A 21,448-nucleotide genomic window follows, 5' to 3' on the forward strand; every position below is an offset into this window, starting at 1 on the left:
TCCATAGGAGTGAAAACGGAAAGTTAAAGTTGTTATATAAATGAAAATACTTGTTACTGGAGGTCTTGGATTTATTGGGTCTCACACTGTCGTAGAGTTGCAAAAAAAGGGATTTGAGGTTGTCATTATAGACGACTGTTCGAATGCCTCTGAAAATGTGCTGAAAGGAATCACGGCCATTACCGGTATAACGCCGCACTTTGAAAAAATTGATTTAAAAGAGAGGGAAAAGGTTCAATCTTTCTTTAAAAAGTACAAAGATATAGCGGGGGTCATTCATTTTGCGGCTTCCAAGGCGGTGGGAGAAAGTGTCGAGAAACCTTTGCTTTATTATGAGAATAATATTGGTACGCTAGTATATCTTTTGAAAGAGCTTTCTCACCAACAGCGATCTTGTTTTATTTTCAGCTCTTCCTGTACTGTTTATGGGCAGGCCGATAATATGCCGATTACCGAGGATGCTCCGGTCAAACCTGCCGAATCACCATATGGTAATACCAAACAGATTGGGGAAGAAATTATCAGGGATACCTGTCGGGTCACCCCAAATTTGAATGCCATCGCCTTGCGTTATTTTAACCCGATGGGGGCACATCCCAGTACTGAAATCGGGGAATTGCCTATAGGTGTACCCCAGAATCTAGTGCCTTTTATCACTCAAACGGGGGTTGGCCTGCGTGAGCAGCTTTCCGTTTTTGGAGACGACTACCCCACGGAAGATGGTACTTGTATAAGAGACTACATTTATGTCGTAGATTTGGCCATAGCCCATGTAAAGGCGCTGCAGCGCTTACTGAAAGGCGAGAATACCGATAATTATGAAGTCTTTAATCTAGGTACGGGCAAAGGCAGTTCGGTACTCGAAGTAATAGAGAGTTTTGAAAGGGTCTCTGGTCAGAAATTAAACTATAAGATAGTGGATAGAAGGCCTGGTGATATCGTAAAGGCCTACGCCGATACGACTAGGGCCAATGAAGTATTAGGCTGGAAGTCCCAATATACTTTAGATCAGGCGATGAAATCTGCTTGGGATTGGGAGCGTAAGATTAGAAACTAATTTTTTTGGGCCAAATGGACAACCAAGGCTTACCAAGTTCTCGTAAATAGCGTATGGTTTTGAAATTTTCCGATACGAGCCACCTCCTTAAAACTGCACAAGAAAATAGACTGTATGCCAAACTTGTCGCACAACTAGAAAAGGATTTTGGTCTTGCCAATATTTACATCGATCTGAAAGAAGGCATAAGTCCCGACGGACTAAAAAGTCTCTTGTACGAAAAGATTTATGTATTGATTATGGAGCGCTTTTCAGAATACCTGAATCTACTTTATGTAATCGATGTGCCCGAAAAGGCGTTTAAGGAAATCAAGGTGACCGATGTGGTAGAGGTAGCCGAACAGGTATCTTTTCTTATACTACTAAGGGAAATGCAAAAGATTTTCCTGAAGGAAAAATATTCCGAACATTAGAAATAGACCCGTACAAAGGGCATCCAAGCGTTAGCATATATGCTTTTGGCGTCATCGTACAAAATATCATATCGAATTCCCAAGGTGAAATTTCGATCCGTATAACCGATTCCAAGGAATAGGGCAGGGGACCAATAATTATTTTCAAGGTCAGCCCCGTTCAATACGAGTGTTCTGTTGATTCTTAATTGTTCGAGTTCAGCGGAAAGCTGTAAAAATTGCAAGGGGTTGTAGAGTGAAAGAATACTTCCGCCATAGGCGACCAACTTACTATCATTATATTTGGCATAGGTAAAACTGAGGCTGGCTCCTGCTGCGAATTGGTCGTTTAACTGATAGATTGCGCTAGGAGAAATAGATCCGTTGAATCCACCGTTAGTAAAGCCTAAACCGATACCGCCACCGAAACGCACCTTGCTCCAAAAATCGTTGCCTTGTAATGGGTTTTGTCCCCAGCAGATGGTAAAAAGAAACAGAAAAAGCACGGTAAATGCCGATTTGTTGCATAGGGTACATTTTTTAATCATTATTTTTGCTTTTTTCCAATATTGCATACTAAGATACATTCCAGAAATGGTAAATGTTGTATTTTTGTGTCTATTTCATTTGTAAGATAGCGAAACCCTTTATGGATAAATATTCTTTTCTAAACGCCGCACATACCTCATTTTTTGCGGAACTCTACGATAAATATCTTAAAAGTCCGGATAGTATAGAGCCTAGCTGGCGTGCTTTTTTCCAAGGTTTTGATTTTGGCTCCGAACTCGCCCTTGATGAACTCGACGTTCAAACCATGATTCATGCTCCTGGCATCAACAATGGTCAAGACCTACAGATGCCGCAATCGTTACAAAAGGAATTTCAGGTTATCCGACTGATCGATGGGTATCGAAATCGGGGGCATTTGTTCACTAAAACCAACCCGGTTCGTGATCGAAGAAAATACAGTCCGACGCTGGATATTGAAAATTTCGGGCTGTCACAGAACGATTTGGATACGGTGTTTAATGCCGGTGAGATTATCGGAATAGGTGCGAGTACCTTAAGTGAGATTATTAAACACCTTAAACGTATTTATTGCGATGCGATAGGTGTAGAGTACATGTATATACGTAAGCCCGAGCGAATCGAATGGATACAGAATTGGTTGAATGTCAATGACAACCATCCTGACTACAAAGTGGAACATAAAAAGCGTATTCTTAAGAAGCTGAATCAGGCTGTTTCTTTCGAAGGTTTTCTCCACACGAAATATGTCGGTCAAAAGAGATTTTCCCTCGAAGGCAACGAGTCGCTCATACCAGCTCTTGATGCGGTCGTTGAAAGAGCTGCTGAATTGGGTGTTAAACAATTTGTCATGGGAATGGCCCACAGGGGAAGGTTGAATGTATTGACCAATATATTCGGAAAGGCGGCGAAAGATATTTTTAGTGAGTTTGATGGAAAGGACTACGAACAGGAGATTTTCGATGGGGATGTGAAATATCATTTAGGCTGGACCTCGGAACGCAAGACCGACAACGGCAATATGATTAAAATGAACATTGCTCCTAACCCCTCGCACCTAGAGACAGTGGGTGCGGTAGTGGAAGGAATTGCAAGGGCAAAACAAGACACCCATTTTCCTGATGATTTTTCCAAGGTGCTTCCCATCGTGGTACATGGTGATGCGGCCATTGCCGGCCAAGGCGTTGTTTATGAAGTGGTACAGATGGCGGACTTAGATGGTTATCGCACCAATGGTACCATACATATGGTGGTAAACAATCAAATAGGTTTTACCACTAATTATTTGGATGCACGTTCATCAACGTACTGCACCGATGTAGGCAAGGTTACCTTAAGTCCTGTACTCCATGTAAATGCCGACGATGCGGAGGCGGTAGTTCATGCTTCCCTTTTTGCGCTGGAATACCGTATGCGATTCAATAGCGATGTCTTTATCGATCTGTTAGGTTATAGAAAATATGGGCATAATGAGGGCGATGAGCCAAGGTTTACCCAACCCAAGCTTTATAAGGCCATTGCCAAGCATCCGAACCCTAGGGATATTTATGCCGAAAAATTGATAAATGAGGGTGTGATTGAAAAGGAATTCGTAAAAGAGCTTGAAGAAGAGTACAAAGCCTCTTTAGAAGAAGAGCTTGAAGACTCTAGAAGGGAAGATAAGACCGAGATTACCCCTTTTATGGCCGACGAATGGAAGGGCTTTGTCAATGTCAGGGAGTGGGAGATGATGGAGTCCGTCGATACCACTTTTGAGCGAAAGAGCTTAGACGCTATCGCCAAGGTGATCACTGAGTTGCCACAAGACAAGAAGTTCTTGCGTAAGGTAGATAAGTTGATCAAGGAGCGTAAAAAAACGTATTTCGAAACCGACAGACTCGATTGGGCCATGGGAGAATTATTGGCCTATGGTACCCTGTTAAAAGAAGGCTTCGGGGTACGTATGTCGGGACAAGATGTAGAGCGCGGTACTTTTTCGCATCGTCATGCGGTATTGAAGGTGGAGGAAAGCGAGGAAGAGATATTGCTTTTAAATCACCTTTCTAAAGATCAAGGACGATTTCAGATATACAATTCTTTATTGTCGGAATACGGTGTCGTAGGGTTCGATTATGGCTATGCCATGGCTAGCCCCAATACATTGACTATTTGGGAAGCACAGTTTGGCGATTTCAGTAATGGTGCTCAGATTATGATAGACCAATATATATCGGCTGCCGAAGATAAATGGAAGTTGCAGAATGGTTTGGTCATGTTGTTGCCCCATGGCTATGAAGGACAAGGTGCAGAGCATTCTTCCGCACGAATGGAACGCTATCTACAGCTCTGTGCCCGTGACAACATGTACATCGCTGATGTGACTACCCCAGCTCAGATGTTCCATATCTTACGCAGACAGATGAAAGTGAATTTTAGAAAACCTCTGATCATATTTACACCTAAAAGTCTGTTGCGACATCCCAAAGCAGTATCGTCGATCGATGAACTTGCTTCCGGAAGTTTTCAGGTAATTTTAGATGACCCTGATGCAGATGTGAAAAAGGTCAAAACCCTAGTTTTTTGTACGGGCAAGTTTTACTATGACCTATTGGCCGCAAAAGAAGAAAAGGGTAGGGAGGATGTTGCCTTGGTGCGGATTGAACAACTGTTCCCTTTGCCTGCTGAAGAAATGAAGGGGATAATCGAGAAGTATAAAAAGGCCGACGATCTAGTATGGGCACAGGAAGAACCACGTAATATGGGTGCTTGGAGTCATATGATGATGCATTTTAGCGATTCGAATAAATTTCGTGTAGCTTCAAGAAGATTTTATGCTTCACCAGCTGCCGGTAGCGCCGTACGTTCAAAAATGCGTCATCAACAGGTCATCGATTACGTTTATGATAAGGATAAAGACAATATGTCCAAACCCGTACCAAGACCTAAGAAAGAGGAGAAGGCTTAATAAAGGTTATTACCGAGTAAAAAAGGCCGATTTTAGTCAAGAAAATATAATACAGCAAATAGTAACGACATGATATTAGAAATGAAAGTCCCTTCCCCGGGCGAATCCATAAGCGAAGTCGAGATAGCGGAGTGGTTGGTAGAAGATGGTGATTATGTAGAGAAAGATCAAGCCATTGCCGAGGTTGATTCGGACAAGGCTACTTTAGAACTTCCAGCAGAAGCAAGCGGTACCATTACCTTGAAAGCCGAGGTGGGGGATGCCGTTGCCGTAGGAGAAGTGGTCTGTCTTATCGATACTGACGGGGCCAAACCTGACAATGGAGGTGGTTCCGAAGACAAGGAAACAAAAAAGGAAAGCGAAAGCTCCAGTGATTCTCCTGAGAAGGATTTGGCCAAGGAACAAAAAAATGAAAAGAACGAGCAAGACAAAGCGCCTCAACCTGCCCAAGCCAAAGAAACTTATGCATCCGGGGTACCTTCACCTGCAGCTAAAAAGATATTAAATGAAAAAGGGATTGACGCCTCGAGTGTGAAGGGGAGCGGTCGAGACGGAAGAATTACTAAAGATGATGCGGTGAACGCGGTGCCTTCAATGGGGACCCCTACTGGTGGAAGTCGTGGAGAGTCGCGGTCGAAACTTTCGATGTTACGCAGAAAAGTGGCCGAACGTTTGGTGGCTGCAAAGAACGAAACCGCCATGTTGACTACCTTCAATGAAGTCGATATGTCTTCTATCTTTGAATTGCGTAAGAAATATAAAGAAGATTTTAAGGAGAAGCATGGTGTAAGTTTAGGTTTCATGTCTTTCTTTACGAAGGCGGTCGTAAGGGCACTTAGTGAATATCCATCTGTCAACTCTATGATCGATGGCAAGGATATGATCTCCTACGATTTTTGTGACATCAGTATTGCAGTATCGGGCCCAAAGGGCCTTATGGTTCCTGTGATTCGAAATGCAGAAAATTTATCCTTTAGGGGTATTGAGTCTGAGGTTAAAAGATTGGCCATTCGGGCCCGTGAGGGTGAAATTACGGTCGATGAGATGACCGGGGGTACTTTTACCATAACCAATGGAGGGGTTTTCGGATCGATGTTATCCACTCCCATCATTAATCCACCTCAAAGTGCCATTTTAGGAATGCATAATATCGTTGAAAGACCTATTGTTAGGGATGGGGCCATAGCCATTGCTCCGGTTATGTATGTAGCGCTTTCTTACGACCATCGTATTATCGATGGCAAGGAATCCGTAGGGTTCTTAGTAGCCGTCAAGGAGGCCTTGGAAAGTCCGGAAGAGTTATTGATGGACGGTAATGTTGAAAAAGCGTTGGAAATGCAATTTTAAACGCGATTGAGCAATATGGAACGAGGGTTTAGATCTATCATCTAGGCCCTCGTTTTTTATTACCTTCACAAGGATCCCACAATTCTATTGTGACGTAGTCACGGGGCCATTCACTTACATCCAAGGTCTTGACTTGCTTTTTCATCAGCATCGGGGAAACAATTTCCCGTGGGAAGGCTTTCAGGAACATAGCGTGCCAAGTTGTTATCGTAAAGACCGTTCTCTATAAAGGCCGTGAGCTGGGCTATTTCATTTTCTTCCAAATTTAGAGGATGGAATAGGTCGGAAATCCTTTCATCGGGTACATTGGTATTCTGGCTCTTAGCCAAATTCTTGTATCTAATGACCTCTTCAATGGAAGAAAAGCTTCCGCCATGACCTAAAAAATGTACTTGTTTTAAGTTATAGAGCGTGGGAGTTTTAAATTTATAGTTGTCGGCCGGGTCGTTCGTAAATCCGCCACGGCCTTTTTTTGTGGCTTCGTCTACTAGGCCCAGGACTTGATTCTCTTCAAAATCGTTCATCCCAAGGGCGTGAAAAGCCATACCGTTAAGGCCAGGCCCTGAATGACACAAATAACACTCTCCCTTGCCGAAGAAAATTAAGGCACCTTGTTTTTCCTCTTCGGTGAGCGCGCTTTCCATACCCCTTAACCATCTTTGAAAGGGAGCCTGATTGGCCAAAACGGTACGTTCGAAAGCCGCAATGGCCAAGCCGGCATATATTTTGGTGTATCTGCTATCAGTGGGAATATTTGGAAAGGCCTTGTCAAAAAGTGATTTGTAAGGACCGCTCAGAATCATCTCCGGGTCACATTTCAGCCGATGGACATCCATTCCGGCAATAGCCTGCGTTTCAAGTCCTTCGTAACCTAGGGCATTACTTTCTTTGGGAGTGCCCACGGTCCATGAACCCTCGGTGCCCTCGTTTGTTTTTGTTGCTCCGAACTGGCCGTTCCAAAGCATGACATCTTGATACGCCGTATTCAAAATAGAAGGAGAACGGATAGGCTGTACGTCGACCGTGCTGTCAGTATATATGGGTGACATTGCCCTTCCTTCACCGAAGGTTCCAAAACCTACTCCTCCTTCACCGATACCTTGCTTTAATCCGCTTTGAAATCCGGCCCGAGCCTGATGACAGCTGGCGCATGAAAAAGTATTCGTACCCTCGGCCTTTTTAGGGTTCAATGAGATTCCGGTTTCATGAAAGAGAAATTTTCCCAAAAAGACCTTCTCTGGCGTTATTGCATTTTTGGGATCGGCAGGTATCTCTTCCAGGGCGCTGCCGTCTGGAAATTGCAATTCGTTTAAGGAACCATATAATTGTATAAGACGTGTTTCAAGTTCGTTTTCTACTATTGGATGGCTAAAATCGTTTTCGGTTTTCGAGCAGGAAGTAAGAGCGGTAAGCCATACTAACAGGCCCAAAGTGGTCTTTTTGTAGTTCATAGTGATTGGGATGAGCAAAGCACAAAGGGAATACTTTTAATAGAAACCCATAATATTTTTTCGTCGAAAAAAATAAAAAGGCGATAAATAACAGATGAAAAGGTCCTTAAAAAATTTTTATCTTAAATAGAGATGGGATTTATGATAGTCGATAATGGCTTGGGCCTGCTGTAGAACATCGGCGCCGATAATACCATCTACCGGTAAGGCCTCATGGGCTATCAAGGCCTCGTTTACGTGAACAAGGTCAAAAAGAACGATTTTGAGTTTTTTTATTTTCCAAGGGCCGATTTCGAGCCTATTCTTGGTTGACATTAGTGTTTCCATATTGGTGGCTCCGGCTCCGGCTGCCTTGATTTTCGACTCCTTCGAGTTGAGGTGAAAAAACTCAATTTTATCGAAACCGACACAGGTATTCGATGCTCCTGTATCTATAATGAATCTTCCAATTACTCCGTTCAATCTAGCGGATACGGCGATATGGTTGGTTTCGGTTACTATTATTGGAATCTCCGTATATCTCTTTTTCCTCAATAATTTCTTCAGGGAGGCCATGTATTCTTTTTGTTCAAAGATAAGCCTATTTTTGCACCATGATTATAACCGATACACATACACACCTCTATAGTGAAGCTTTTGATGATGATAGAACCGATATGATTGAAAGGGCCTTGAAAGAGGGGGTGGAGCGCTTTTTTATTCCCGCCATAGATTCCACGTATACCGATGCCATGTTCGAATTGGAAAGGCAATTTCCAGGGCATATTTTTTTGATGACCGGTTTGCACCCTACTCATGTAAAGGAAAATTATCACGAAGAATTGGCTCATGTCGACGATTTACTCACCCAGCGAAAGTTTTATGCAGTAGGTGAAATCGGGATGGACCTATATTGGGACAAAACTTTTATCGAAGAGCAGCGAGAGGCCTTTAGGTACCAGATTCGACTGGCCAAAAAATATAATTTACCTATTGTTATCCATTGTCGCGATGCTTTTAATGAAGTTTTTGAAATACTCGAAAGCGAGAATGATGGCGGTCTTTTTGGTGTTTTTCATTGTTTTACCGGAACATTGGCCGAGGCACGAAAAGCAATTTCCCTGAATATGAAATTGGGCATAGGGGGAGTGGTAACCTTCAAGAATGGCAAAATCGATACATTCTTAGATCAAATACCACTCAGTCATATTGTTTTGGAAACAGACTCCCCCTACCTTGCCCCTGTTCCCTTTCGTGGAAAACGGAATGAAAGTTCATATATAATCCATGTTTTACAAAAGTTGGCCTTGCTTTACGGTATAAGTTGTGAAGAAATTGCCGAGATTACCACCGCCAATTCCAAAGCAGTTTTTGGGGTCTAACCTATTGAAGGGTTTATGGGATAGGGTTTCACTTTAAATCGAGTTTTGAAGAATAGAACGAAAATACTACTGATTTATACGGGGGGGACTATCGGAATGATGAAGGACTACGGATCTGGTGCCTTAAAAGCTTTTGATTTTGACAAGTTGGTCAAGAATATTCCGGAGCTGAGCCAATTGGATTGTGATATCGACGCGATTTCTTTCGATAACCCTATAGATTCATCGAATATGAACCCCGAGTATTGGGGAACCATGGCTTCTTTAATAGAAGGTAATTATGAGAGTCACGACGGCTTTGTGGTATTGCATGGCAGTGATACGATGAGCTATAGCGCTTCGGCGCTGAGCTTTATGTTGGAGCATCTTGCCAAGCCGGTGATATTTACCGGTTCTCAATTGCCAATAGGTGATCTGCGAACCGATGCCAAAGAAAATCTGATTACTTCTATTCAGATAGCTGCATTAAAGAAGAAAGGTGTTCCCCTTGTTCAAGAGGTAGGGCTGTATTTTGAGTACAAGCTTTATCGGGCAAATCGTACGACCAAAATAAATGCCGAACATTTTCAGGCTTTCGTGTCGCCCAATTATCCGCCATTGGTTGAATCCGGGGTTTTTCTAAAGGTTTATGAGGAAAATTTACTTCCGAGGAGAGGCGGAAAACAGTTTAAAGTACATAAGAATATGAATAGCAATGTGGCCATACTTAAATTGTTTCCGGGCATTGGCCCCAACGTTTTAGACAGTATATTGAAAATCGAAGGCCTCAAAGGGCTCATCCTTGAAACCTACGGGGCGGGTAATGCACCTACGGAAAATTGGTTGGTCGATAGTTTAAAGAAAGCCATTTCAGACGGATTGCACGTAGTCAATGTCACTCAATGCTCAGGGGGAAGCGTTTCTATCGGCCGATATGAAACAAGTCAGCATCTCGAAAAGCTCCAAATAATTAATGGTAAGGACATTACCACGGAGGCCGCCGTTACCAAATTGATGTATCTCTTAGGAAATGGCCTATCACCTAAATTGTTCAAAACCATTTTTGAAACTCCCCTAAGAGGTGAAGTGGGGTAAAATTAGCGGTATAAATTTCATGGACTAATATTTTTTTCGTTATTTGGCCAACCCTTTTGCAAGGTCAAACTAGAGAGGTGGCCGAGTGGTCGAAGGCGCACGCCTGGAAAGTGTGTATACACCAAAAGTGTATCGAGGGTTCGAATCCCTTCCTCTCTGCAACAAAAAATATTTTTCAGTAGAAATTATTATTATCTGAAAATTATTGATAAGTTTAATTTTGCTAAAATGATGGGAGTTTAAATCAGTGGTAAAGGATTGGTGGTGTAAATGTGGAACAAGGTTTCGGCACTTCATCCTATCTTAGGCTATCACGACCCGTCAGCTACGAAGTTTTACTTTTTTTATTGTGATTTTTTTTTATCTTTAACCCTATTAACTAACTAATTTAAGTTTGAAAAAATGAAAAAATTATTCTCTATCCTTGCCATGGGCGGATTGTTCGTATTGAGCACGAATACTGTAAATGCAATGGCTACAGCCGCAACAATGATTCAAGATGCTCCGGCGGAAGCTGAAAAAGGTTTCACCCAAGTGCTGAAGGAAATGTTCATACAAGGTGGTGCCGGCTTCATGGGTATTGTACTTTTGTGTTTGATTCTTGGTCTGGCAGTGGCAATTGAGCGTATTATTTATTTGAATATGGCCACTACGAACACAGCTAAATTAAAGCAGCAAGTAGAAGATGCACTGGCATCGGGTGGTGTTGAAGCAGCAAAAGAAGTATGCCGAAATACAAAGGGCCCCGTGGCTTCTATTTATTACCAAGGTTTGGATAGAGCGGGAGAAAGTGTAGAATCTGCTGAGAAGGCTGTTGTTGCCTATGGTGGTGTTCAGATGGGCCAATTAGAGAAGAATGTTTCTTGGTTGACCCTATTTATCGCTATTGCACCTATGCTTGGATTCATGGGTACGGTTATCGGTATGATTCAGGCTTTCCAAAAGATTAGTGCGGTAGGTAACTTGAGTGCATCACTTATTGCAGGTGATATTCAGGTGGCGTTATTGACTACGGTTTTCGGTCTTATCACGGCGATTATCCTTCAGATTTTTTACAACTATATCATTGCAAAAATTGATAGTATCGTAAACGATATGGAAGATTCTTCTATCGTTTTGATAGACATGCTTGTAGACCACAAAAAATAAGTCGCACTTTTAATACCTTAAGATTATGCACAAAGTTGTAAAGATTATTTTAGTAGTTGTAGGATTGATAGGTGCTGGTTTGTGGTTTATGCTTCCAGAGTCGGAAATGCCCGCATCTCAGGCTGCAAATAACGGGGCGCTCAACGCTATGTTCTGGATTACCTATATACTTTTAGGTATTGCCGTGGTGTTCAGTCTTGTGTTTGCCCTTAAGAATCTTTTTTCCAATCCCGCGAGCATTAAGAAGACCCTTTTTGTTATAGGCGGATTCTTATTAGTTGTTGCTATAGGCTATGTGTTAGCTGATGGAACCGATGTGAGCATTGATGAAATGGCAGAGCGCGGTATAGAAACATCCGAAACTACCATTAAAAGAATTGGGACGGGTATCAATGTATTCTTTATATTGACTATCATCGCCGTCGGAGCCATGTTGTGGGGCGGCGCGAGAAAAACGATTATTAAAAAATAAAAGTTATGCCAAAAAGAGGAGCACCACCAGAAGTAAATGCAGGATCGATGGCAGACATTGCGTTCTTGCTGCTGATATTTTTCTTGGTTACCACGACCATAGAAACCGATGCAGGTCTTGACCGTATGTTGCCTCCAATTGAACCGCCTAACGAAGAACCTCCTATAATCAAGGAAAAGAATATCTTCACGGTAAATATCAACCGCAACGGACAACTCTTGGTAGAAGATGAACTTACCGATATAAAGAGTTTACGGGAGAAAGCAAAGGCTTTTTTAGATAATGGAGGGGCACCTCAAGGAAGTCCGGAATATTGTAGTTATTGTAAAGGAAAAAGAAATCCTGAATCTTCGGATAACCCTGCAAAGGCCATTATTTCTTTGAAGAACGATAGGGAAACCAAGTATAGTACGTATATAACGGTTCAAAATGAACTCGTCGGGGCGTACAATGAACTGAGGAATCGAGAGGCCCAAAGATTGTACAAAAGAGATTTCACCGATATGGAGGCCGACTATCTCAACCCTGAGACCGATTCGGGTACCAAGGAAGATTTGAAAGAAAAGGTGAAAAGAATCCAAGATCTTTTTCCACAGAAACTGTCGGAGGCCGAAACGGAGTCGACCAATTAATTAGCGCATAAAAAGTTAGATATGTCAAAGTTTACAAAGAAAAAAGATGCAGGGTTACCACCTGTAAATACCGCATCTCTACCAGATATTGTTTTTATGCTGTTGTTCTTTTTTATGACAGTTACCGTGATGAAGGATAGCTCGTTGAAAGTAGAAAACGTATTGCCCAACGCAAGCGAAACTAAAAAACTTGAAAAGAAAGACAGGGTCATTTATATATATGTTGGAGCTCCTACATCACAATATAAGTCTCAATTTGGCGAGGAGCCCAAAATCCAGCTGAACGATAAGTTTGCGGATCCTTCTCAAGTGGGCGACTACATTTTGCAAGAGCGGGCCAAGAAGCCTCAGGAACTCCAGAATGTACTTACCACAGCTTTGAAGGTAGATAAGAATGCCAATATGGGATTGATTTCAGATATTAAGCAGGAACTACGCAAAGTAAATGCGCTGAAAGTCAATTACACGACCTATGATGGAGATGCATTTAATAATTTGCAGTAGAAGGTACTAGTTTTTACGACGTAAAGAAATTATAGAAACGCTTTGAACATTCGATTTGAAGCGTTTTTTATTTGTTTATTTTTACAATTATGGCCCGTATCATAATTATTTTCGTCTTGCTATCTATGCGATTAAGTGCGCAGGTTTACCCAGATTCGGTTTTACAAGATACGAAGTATCTCGAAGACCAGTTTTATTTGGGAGTCACCTATAACATTTTACTGAATAAGCCGGAAAATGTAAGCCAGCGGAACCTTTCGTATGGTCTTCAAGCTGGTTTTCTTAAAGATATTCCTTTAAATGCGACGCGCACCACAGCTTTTGCACTAGGTTTAGGATATGGATTATACTCTTACTATTCCACTCTTGACATTACAGAAACCCCAGATGGCTTGGAATATGATATTTTAGAGAATACGAATGATTTCAAAAGAAACAAGGTCGAGACCCACATGGCCGAAATACCTATTCAGTTTCGATGGCGAAATTCGACCGCGACGGAATATAAATTTTGGCGTATTTATGCGGGTCTGAAGATGGGTTATCTTGTAGGTGGGCGCTCTAAGTTTGTGGGAAACGATGATAAGGACTCTTTTTATAATACGGATATTCAGAAGTTTCAGTATGGATTAACTTTTGATTTTGGCTATAATACGTTCAATCTTCATGCCTATTATGCCTTAAACAATATGTTTTCCGATAATGTACTGCTCAACGGCCAAGCGATTGAAATGAAACCCCTTCGAATAGGCCTCATCTTCTATATTCTTTGATTAAGCAGCTTAGTAAGCGAAGCTCACCAATATACATTTTTTTACGATTGGCTTTCATTCTATCTAGACTGGCAATTCTAACTCATAACCAATAAGGAACCATAAGCAGTTGTGAAAGAATCCCTATGCTAAATCCGATGAATAGTTCAGGTTTGCTATGGGCATGCAAATATAACCGAGAGGTCGCCACTACGCCTGTGGCTAGCGTTAGGAGACTAACGGCTATCGTGATGTTTATTTTGAAATGGATGCTTAGGCAAACCAAGAAGGTAAACAGACTTCCCATACCCATAAGGTGCATACTTATTTTGAGTTTTAAGAATAGTAGTAATAAGGCAGACATGGCTGCTACAATAAGGCCTAAAAAGTAGAAGTGTAACTCTATGGTATAACCGTTAGGAATCACCTTGTAAATCACCATAAAAAGCAAAATAATATGAATGTACAGGGGATATCGACGTTCTCGAGGATTAGGCATAAAAATGGTACTGACCAACCCTAAATTTCGCAAAATCAGGTAGGTTATAATCGGAATTATTATGGTTAGAATAAAAATTGGAAGCAAGTTACCTACTTGAAGTTCTGCAGGGCTGTACTTCGGAGTAACAAGAAAATAGGCCAAGGTACCTGCCATCGGAATTAACAAGGGATGGAAGATGTAAGATATGGCCCTTAGGAAAAATCTCATTAAATCTGTTTTCGCAATCGTGCGACGGGAATATCCAGTTGTTCCCTGTATTTGGCGACTGTCCGCCGAGCTATCGGGTAGCCCTTTTCCTTTAAAATGGAGGCCAACTTATCGTCCGTCAATGGTTTTTTCTTTGGTTCATCACGGATGACCGTTTCTAGTATCTTTTTTATTTCTTTTGTTGAAACATCTTCGCCTTGGTCATTTTTCATAGATTCTGAGAAGTAATCCTTGATAAGTTTAGTGCCATATGGGGTATCGACATATTTACTGTTGGCTACTCGCGACACTGTTGATACATCCATATCGATCTCATCGGCGATGTCTTTAAGAATCATGGGGCGAAGGTTACGCTCATCTCCCGTTAAAAAATATTCTTTTTGATAATTCATAATGGCGTTCATCGTGATAAAAAGCGTTTGCTGACGTTGCCGTATGGCATCGATAAACCATTTCGCGGCATCGAGTTTCTGCTTTATGAAAAGCACGGTATCCTTCTGGGATTTCGATTTGTTCTTAGCGTCTTTATAGCCCTTCAGCATATTGCTATACTCTTTCGAAACATGCAATTCTGGCGCATTTCTGCCATTGAGACTGAGTTCTAAATCGCCTTCGACAATTCGAATCGAAAAATCGGGTACCACGTGTTCAATAATGCGGTTGTTTCCCGAATATGAACCACCTGGTTTCGGATTGAGTCTTTCTATTTCCGAAATGGCGGCCTTAAGCTCCTCTTCGGAAATATTGTGTTTTTGAATAAGTTTTTTGTAGTGCTTTTTGGTAAACTGGTCAAATGATTTCTCCAAAATAGCGATCGCAAGTTCAACTTTTGGGGAGGCTTCTTTTCGTTTAAGCTGAATAAGAAGACACTCTTCCAGAGAACGGGCCGCAACACCAGGTGGATCTAATTTCTGGACTATTTTTAAGACTCTCTCGATCGTTTCCTCATCCGTATAGATGTTCTGGGTAAATGCCAAATCGTCCAATATGTCTGAAATCGGTCTTCGAATATATCCACTTTCATCTACGCTCCCGACCAAAAATTCTGCGATACTCCACTCTTCATCGCTAAGGTAAACCGTGTTGAGTTGGTTCAGCAAATATTGATTAAATGAGATGCCGGCGGCATAAGGCACATTTTTTTCTTCATCATCGGTACTATAATTATTGGCCTTAGTGCGGTAATCCGGAATTTCATCATCACTGAGATAATCATCTATATTTATGTCTTCGGCACTGATGCTTTCACTGTCGGTTTCTTCGTTTTCATAAAGATTATCAAATTCGTCATCGAAGTTTTCTGCCTCTTCCTTTCCTCCTTCTAAAGCAGGGTTTTCTTCCAGTTCTTGTTTCAGTCGCTGTTCAAAAGCCTGAGTAGGCAGCTGAATCAGTTTCATCAACTGTATCTGCTGAGGAGATAACTTTTGTGATAATTTGAACTGTAAGTGTTGTTTTAGCATTGCCGTGAGATTCTGCTTGCCTTATAAAGTTAACGAATTTGCGATTAAAACTCCGCATTTTGGGGAGTTCTGGGGAAAGGAATCACATCTCTTATATTTCCCATTCCAGTGGCGAAAAGTACTAATCTTTCAAATCCCAGGCCAAACCCGCTGTGAACGGCAGACCCGAATTTTCTCAAATCAAGATACCACCACAGTTCTTCTTCTGGAATGCCTAAAGCCGCCATTTTTTCTTTTAATACATCCAAGCGTTCCTCGCGCTGTGAGCCCCCCACGATTTCTCCGATACCCGGAAAAAGAATGTCCATGGCCCGGACCGTTTTTCCATCTTCGTTCAAACGCATATAAAATGCTTTTATTTTGGCGGGATAATCAAATAGAATCACAGGGCATTTAAAATGTTTTTCAACCAAAAACCGTTCGTGCTCGCTTTGAAGATCAGCACCCCATTCGTCAATTAAATATTGAAACTTCTTTTTCTTATTAGGCTTGCTGTTTCGGAGAATATCGATAGCCTCGGTATATGAAACGCGTTTAAAACTGTTGTCGGTTACGAATTTCAATTTTTCAATAAGTGGCATTGGACTGCGATCGGTCTGTGGTTTGGATTTTTCCTCGTCTAAAAGTCTCTTTTCCAAGAAGTGAAGGTCATCTTGGCAGTTTTCCAAAATATAAGCGATGACATTTTTAATAAAATCTTCGGCCAGATCCATATTGGCATCCAGGTCATAAAAGGCCATTTCGGGCTCTATCATCCAAAATTCAGCCAAGTGTCTTGAGGTATTTGAGTTCTCAGCCCGAAATGTGGGTCCGAACGTATACACCTTGCCTAGGGCCATAGCGTAGGTTTCAGCCTCTAGCTGACCGGAAACGGTAAGGTTGGTCTCTTTTCCAAAGAAGTCTTCCTTATAGTCTACCTCGCCGGCATCAGTCAAAGGCGGTTTCTTATCGCTCAATGCGGTCACGCGAAACATTTCACCTGCACCCTCTGCATCGGATCCCGTAATAATCGGGGCATGAAAGTTATAGAAACCATTTTGCTGAAAATATTGGTGGATGGCAAACGACAAGGCCGAACGTACCCTCATCACGGCCGAGAATGTATTGGTGCGAATACGAAGATGTGCCTTTTCTCGTAAAAATTCCAGTGAGTGTCGTTTGGGCTGAATGGGATAGGTCTCGGGATCGGCACCACCATGGACAATTATTTCTTTGACCTGAATCTCTACATTTTGCCCTTTACCTTGACTTTCAACTAGCGTACCGATAATGCGCAGGGCCGCTCCTGTATTGATTTGTTTAAGAATACCTTCTTCAAGGGATTCAAAGTCGACTACACATTGAATGTTGTTAATGGTAGAACCATCATTAAGGGCAATGAACCGATTGCTCCGAAAGGTCTTTACCCATCCGTTTACCGTTACTTCCTGTAATAATAGATTACCTTTGAGCAATTCTTTTACGTTAGTCGATGTCATATTAAAACACTTGAAAATTGAAGGGCAAAGATAAGTTTTTGATAAAAAGAAAGGGTGTTCGAACGGTTTAAATCCGTCTCATTTATCATCTCGTTTGTCTTCGTCGGCTAGAGGAAGGATATCGATTTGGGGCTTTTTCAATATTTCTTTGCGAGCAATGTTACGCTCAAGAGACAATAATAAAGAGGGCAACACAATGAGGTTGGCCAACATGGCAAACATAAGGGTGGCCGATACGAGTGCCCCAAGGGCTACCGTACCTCCAAAGTTTGAAATTATAAATACCGAAAAGCCAAAAAATAGAACGATTGAAGTGTAAAACATACTAACACCTGTTTCCCGCAGAGCGGCATAGACCGATTTTTTAATCTGCCATTTATTAGCCGTCAACTCTTGACGATACTTGGCCAAAAAATGAATGGTGTCGTCAACAGAAATACCAAAGGCGATACTAAATACCAAGATGGTAGAAGGTTTTATAGGTACCCCAACAAAACCCATTACGCCAGCGGTTATGACCAAGGGCAAGAGATTTGGTATCAACGAAATTATAATCATTCGGAAAGAACGGAACAAATACGCCATAAACAGCGCGATTAAAAATATAGCGAACGCCAGGGACAATACCAGGTTTTTAACCAAGTACTTGGTGCCCTTTAGAAAGATAAGCGCACTTCCGGTCATATAAACATCGTAACGATCTGGTGGAAAAAACTTGGCAACATTCTCTAACAGCCGTGCTTCGATTTCCTCCATACGATCGGTCTTCACATCTTGCATAAAAGTGGTCATGCGTGCTGTTTGTCCGGTACTATCCACGAAGTTTTTGAGCAGGTTCCCGTTGCCTGATGAATTTTGTACAACTTTCATTATAAAGTTGTTCTCCTGCGAAGTAGGCAACTGATAATATTTAGGTATTCCGTTGTAAAATGCCTGTTTAGAATATTTGACGAGGTTTACTACAGAAATAGGTCTTGATAATTCAGGAATTTCTGTTACAACCTCGCTCAATTGATCCATGCGCTTTAAGGTAGTTGGCTTGAGTACACCTTTGGGTCTTTTGGTATCGATTACTATTTCTACGGGCATAATGCCGTCAAATTCCCTCTCGAAAAAACGAATATCTTGGAAGAACTCTGCTTTTTTGGGCATGTCTTCTATAGGGCTTCCGGAAATATCGATTTGATAAATCCCGATAATACTGGTGACTAATAAAACAAGAGAGGTGACATAGACCGTTATGCGCCGGTTTCGTACCACATGCTCCATCCAATTGACGAAGCCATCGATCCAACGTTGGTTCAAATGCTTTAAATGCCTGTTTTTCGGAAGGGATAAAAAACTGTAAACAATAGGTATGATAAGGAGCGAGAGAATAAAGATGCCAATGATGTTGATGGAAGCAACTATACCGAATTCTTTCAGCAACTTGCTATCCGTGATTATAAACGTAGCGAAACCGGAGGCCGTGGTAATATTGGTCATCAAGGTGGCATTACCGATTTTCGATATGACGCGCTGTAATGAAAGAGCCTGATTGCCGTGCTTTTTAACTTCTTGTTGGTACTTGTTGATTAAGAATATACAATTCGGAATACCGATTACGATAATAAGTGGGGGAATCAATGCGGTTAACACCGTAATCTCGTACTGCAATAATCCCAGCCATCCAAAGGCCCACATTACCCCTATAATTACAACACACATTGAAATTAACGTGGCTCGAAAGCTTCTGAAGAAGAGGAAAAAAATAAAAGAGGTTACCCCCAAAGCTGCCAGAATGAACTTCCCGATTTCATCAATGATATTTTGAGAGTTCATTGTTCGAATGTAGGGCATTCCAGACACATGAACATTCATGCCGGTTTCTTCTTCGAAGTCTTCGACCAGACGGGTGAGGTCTTGTAAAATAAAATCTTTTCGAACCGTGGTGTTGACAATATCCTTGTCAAGGTTAACAATAGTTCTTACCGTACCACTTTCCTTATTGAAAAGTAGCTTGTCATAAAAAGGGAGCTCATTAAAAAGGTGATCTATAATACTATCAACTTCTTTTTTGGTTCTTAGCTCAGATTGGATAAGAGGTTGGAGCTCAAATTTTTCTGCTTCGTTATCCTTTTTGAGTTCTTGAAGGTTGTCTAGTGATATAACGAAATCTACTTCTGGAAAAGCCGTCAATTGTTTACTGAACTTGTTCCACCGATTCAATTTGGCAGGTGTAAACAACGTGCTATCCCTTATCGCGAACACGATGGCATTTCCTTCTTCACCAAATTGTTTTAAGAATGTTTGGTACTCTAGGTTGATGGGGTGATCGTCGGGCAATAAGTTGGCTTGCGAGTTGCTGAAGCGCATATTTTGCCATTGTAGTCCAAGAAAAACGGTAAATCCTGCAATCAGAATCAGGATTAAAATACGATTTCGAAGAATAATTCTAGCCGTTTTTTCCCAAAAGCCTTGTGTATACTTTTTTGCCATCATAGGGTTTTTACCGAGCGCAAAGGTATTGAATGATTAGGTGCGTTCCTAAAATGAAAGATTAAATAAACCCTATCCACTTTAGAAAAAAAAGCGGCCCCAAATGGCCGCTTCTATTATTTTGATTTTGCATATCTAAAAATTATACCTTCATAATTTCAGCCTCTTTGGCGGCTAGAAAAATGTCAACTTTTTTGATGTATTGATCAGTAAGTTCTTGCACATCGACCTCGGCATTTTTTTGAAGATCTTCCGAAACGTCGAGATCGCGAATTTCCTTATTGGCTTCTTGACGTGCATTTCTCACACCCACTTTTGCATCTTCTGCTTCAGCCTTGGCTTGCTTGGTGAGCTGTATTCTTCGCTCCTCGGTCAGCGGGGGTACATTGATAATTACAAAATCGCCGTTATTCATTGGGTTGAACCCTAAATTAGCATTCATAATGGCAGTTTCAATTTCCTGAAGCATTTTCTTTTCCCAAGGCTGTACCGATATGGTACGTCCATCGGGTGTATTGATGTTCGAAACTTGAGACAATGGGGTTTGTGAACCATAGTACTCGACCATGACCGATGATAACATAGCAGGACTGGCTTTGCCAGCCCTAATTTTCACAAACTCTTTTTCTAAATGCTTCAATGCAGCCTCCATACTTTCTTTTGCGGAATCAAGTATAAACTGTATTTCTTCGTTCATATTCTAAATTATTGATATTTTGAGAAACCGACTGTCCCATGTAAAGGGATTAAATCTAATTTGTCAAAAGCATGATTATATGTTTCAAACCTAGTTGATACAAATCTTTAGAGATTGACTACCGTACCGATATTTTCACCCTCGACCAACTTCATTAGATTACCTCTTTTATTCATATCGAAAACGACAATTGGTAGCTCGTTCTCTTGACTGAGGGTAAAAGCGGTCGTGTCCATCACTTTTAAACCCTTTAAAATTACATCTGCAAAAGAGATAGAATCAAATTTGGTGGCATTCTTATCTTTCTCCGGGTCGGAGGTGTAGATGCCATCTACACGGGTTCCCTTTAAGATAACGTCGGCTTCTATTTCTATTGCACGTAAAACAGCTGCCGAGTCGGTCGTAAAATATGGGTTTCCCGTTCCTCCCCCAAAAATGACCACCCTTCCTTTTTCTAGATGCCGCATGGCGCGTCTTCTTATAAAAGGTTCGGCCACCTCGTTGATGGCAATAGCCGATTGTAATCGGGTCTGCACCCCTTGCATTTCGAGGGCACTCTGTAGGGCGAGACCGTTAATGACGGTGGCCAACATACCCATGTGATCACCTTGTACCCGGTCCATTCCTGTTGCCGCACCTGATAGACCTCGAAAAATATTGCCTCCGCCTATTACTACAGCTATCTCGACTCCTTTTTCAGAAACTTCTTTGATTTCTTCGGCGTATTCGGCGAGTCTTTGCGAATCAATACCGTATTGTTTTTGACCCATTAAAGCTTCGCCACTAAGCTTTAAAAGTATCCTTTTATATTGCATGCCCGGGTTTTCTTTGAAGCAAAAATAATCAAAAAATGTTATGATTCTATTTCTAGGCCATAGATAAGCAACCTTAATTATTTCCTAATAATGATGCCGATTCCTATAAATTTTATAATCTTGCAGGCCGTTTTGAAAGTGGATAAGA

20 protein-coding genes and 1 tRNA gene are annotated in these 21,448 nt (G+C 41.6%); 12 read left to right on the top strand and 9 right to left on the bottom strand.

Translation table 11 applies throughout. The features are described from left to right. Window positions 1-40 precede the first annotated feature (40 nt). Together galE and F2B13_RS15405 are read left to right on the top strand one after the other, a co-directional pair. Window positions 41-1,057 (top strand): UDP-glucose 4-epimerase GalE, encoded by a 1,017-nt coding sequence (galE, locus tag F2B13_RS15400; protein WP_149276680.1) that lies wholly within the window; start codon window positions 41-43, stop codon window positions 1,055-1,057. A gap of 53 nt (window positions 1,058-1,110) precedes the next feature. Next, complete coding sequence (locus tag F2B13_RS15405; RefSeq protein WP_149304620.1) at window positions 1,111-1,470, top strand: hypothetical protein; 360 nt, start codon at window positions 1,111-1,113, stop codon at window positions 1,468-1,470. Here the strand turns inward: F2B13_RS15405 and F2B13_RS15410 are convergent. Continuing rightward, a complete protein-coding gene (locus F2B13_RS15410) occupies window positions 1,467-1,997 on the bottom strand; it encodes a TonB-dependent receptor (RefSeq protein WP_149276682.1) in 531 nt (176 codons plus the stop codon). The two genes, F2B13_RS15405 and F2B13_RS15410, sit on opposite strands and share 4 nt — an antisense overlap. A gap of 101 nt (window positions 1,998-2,098) precedes the next feature. Between F2B13_RS15410 and F2B13_RS15415 the strand changes: the two genes are divergently transcribed. Continuing rightward, complete coding sequence (locus F2B13_RS15415; RefSeq protein ID WP_149276683.1) at window positions 2,099-4,921, top strand: 2-oxoglutarate dehydrogenase E1 component; 2,823 nt, start codon at window positions 2,099-2,101, stop codon at window positions 4,919-4,921. A 69-nt stretch (window positions 4,922-4,990) separates the two neighbouring features. After that, window positions 4,991-6,268, top strand: coding sequence for a 2-oxoglutarate dehydrogenase complex dihydrolipoyllysine-residue succinyltransferase (gene odhB / locus F2B13_RS15420; protein ID WP_149276684.1), 1,278 nt, complete (start codon window positions 4,991-4,993; stop codon window positions 6,266-6,268). 110 nt (window positions 6,269-6,378) lie between these two features. Here the strand turns inward: odhB and F2B13_RS15425 are convergent, their stop codons facing one another. After that, window positions 6,379-7,719 carry a cytochrome-c peroxidase gene (locus F2B13_RS15425; protein WP_149276685.1) on the bottom strand — a complete coding sequence of 447 codons (1,341 nt, stop codon included), beginning with the start codon at window positions 7,717-7,719 and terminating at the stop codon, window positions 6,379-6,381. A 117-nt stretch (window positions 7,720-7,836) separates the two neighbouring features. Continuing rightward, window positions 7,837-8,274, bottom strand: coding sequence for a retropepsin-like aspartic protease family protein (locus F2B13_RS15430; RefSeq protein ID WP_149276686.1), 438 nt, complete (start codon window positions 8,272-8,274; stop codon window positions 7,837-7,839). 38 nt (window positions 8,275-8,312) lie between these two features. Here F2B13_RS15430 and F2B13_RS15435 point away from each other — a divergent pair, with 38 nt between their 5' ends. The 8 genes from F2B13_RS15435 (at window position 8,313) to F2B13_RS15470 (ending at window position 13,684) form a co-directional block, all read left to right on the top strand. Beyond that, window positions 8,313-9,080 carry a TatD family hydrolase gene (locus F2B13_RS15435; protein WP_149276687.1) on the top strand — a complete coding sequence of 256 codons (768 nt, stop codon included), beginning with the start codon at window positions 8,313-8,315 and terminating at the stop codon, window positions 9,078-9,080. A 45-nt stretch (window positions 9,081-9,125) separates the two neighbouring features. Next, a complete protein-coding gene (locus F2B13_RS15440; protein WP_149276688.1) occupies window positions 9,126-10,154 on the top strand; it encodes an asparaginase in 1,029 nt (342 codons plus the stop codon). Window positions 10,155-10,225: 71 nt separating this feature from the next. Continuing rightward, window positions 10,226-10,313: transfer RNA gene (locus F2B13_RS15445), tRNA-Ser, on the top strand. Window positions 10,314-10,556: 243 nt separating this feature from the next. Beyond that, window positions 10,557-11,303 carry a MotA/TolQ/ExbB proton channel family protein gene (locus F2B13_RS15450; protein WP_149276689.1) on the top strand — a complete coding sequence of 249 codons (747 nt, stop codon included), beginning with the start codon at window positions 10,557-10,559 and terminating at the stop codon, window positions 11,301-11,303. A gap of 25 nt (window positions 11,304-11,328) precedes the next feature. Then, window positions 11,329-11,775 carry a hypothetical protein gene (locus F2B13_RS15455; protein WP_149276690.1) on the top strand — a complete coding sequence of 149 codons (447 nt, stop codon included), beginning with the start codon at window positions 11,329-11,331 and terminating at the stop codon, window positions 11,773-11,775. Between the two features lie 5 nt (window positions 11,776-11,780). Then, window positions 11,781-12,407 (top strand): ExbD/TolR family protein, encoded by a 627-nt coding sequence (locus F2B13_RS15460; protein WP_149276691.1) that lies wholly within the window; start codon window positions 11,781-11,783, stop codon window positions 12,405-12,407. A 21-nt stretch (window positions 12,408-12,428) separates the two neighbouring features. Further along, window positions 12,429-12,911, top strand: coding sequence for an ExbD/TolR family protein (locus F2B13_RS15465; protein ID WP_149276692.1), 483 nt, complete (start codon window positions 12,429-12,431; stop codon window positions 12,909-12,911). An 89-nt stretch (window positions 12,912-13,000) separates the two neighbouring features. Continuing rightward, entirely contained in the window at window positions 13,001-13,684 is a 684-nt protein-coding gene (locus F2B13_RS15470) for a porin family protein (RefSeq protein ID WP_149276693.1), read from the top strand. 82 nt (window positions 13,685-13,766) lie between these two features. Here F2B13_RS15470 and F2B13_RS15475 read toward each other — a convergent pair whose 3' ends face one another. From F2B13_RS15475 to pyrH, 6 genes are all read right to left on the bottom strand, one after another. Next, complete coding sequence (locus F2B13_RS15475; protein ID WP_149276694.1) at window positions 13,767-14,372, bottom strand: hypothetical protein; 606 nt, start codon at window positions 14,370-14,372, stop codon at window positions 13,767-13,769. Continuing rightward, window positions 14,372-15,832 (bottom strand): RNA polymerase factor sigma-54, encoded by a 1,461-nt coding sequence (gene rpoN / locus F2B13_RS15480; protein WP_149276695.1) that lies wholly within the window; start codon window positions 15,830-15,832, stop codon window positions 14,372-14,374. The genes F2B13_RS15475 and rpoN overlap by 1 nt, the downstream gene beginning before the upstream one ends. A 44-nt stretch (window positions 15,833-15,876) precedes the next feature. Then, entirely contained in the window at window positions 15,877-17,310 is a 1,434-nt protein-coding gene (asnS, locus tag F2B13_RS15485) for an asparagine--tRNA ligase (RefSeq protein WP_149276696.1), read from the bottom strand. Window positions 17,311-17,388: 78 nt separating this feature from the next. Next, window positions 17,389-19,788, bottom strand: a complete 2,400-nt coding sequence (locus F2B13_RS15490) for an efflux RND transporter permease subunit (protein WP_149276850.1) — start codon at window positions 19,786-19,788, stop codon at window positions 17,389-17,391. A 142-nt stretch (window positions 19,789-19,930) separates the two neighbouring features. After that, window positions 19,931-20,485, bottom strand: coding sequence for a ribosome recycling factor (frr, locus tag F2B13_RS15495; RefSeq protein WP_149276697.1), 555 nt, complete (start codon window positions 20,483-20,485; stop codon window positions 19,931-19,933). Window positions 20,486-20,592: 107 nt separating this feature from the next. Continuing rightward, the gene (pyrH, locus tag F2B13_RS15500) at window positions 20,593-21,300 is read right to left on the bottom strand and encodes a UMP kinase (protein ID WP_149276698.1); all 708 of its coding nucleotides are present in this window, start codon (window positions 21,298-21,300) and stop codon (window positions 20,593-20,595) included. Window positions 21,301-21,448: the final 148 nt, after the last annotated feature.

Origin of the sequence: Pareuzebyella sediminis (assembly GCF_008367235.1) — a bacterium.
GTDB classification, from domain to species: domain Bacteria; phylum Bacteroidota; class Bacteroidia; order Flavobacteriales; family Flavobacteriaceae; genus Pareuzebyella; species Pareuzebyella sediminis.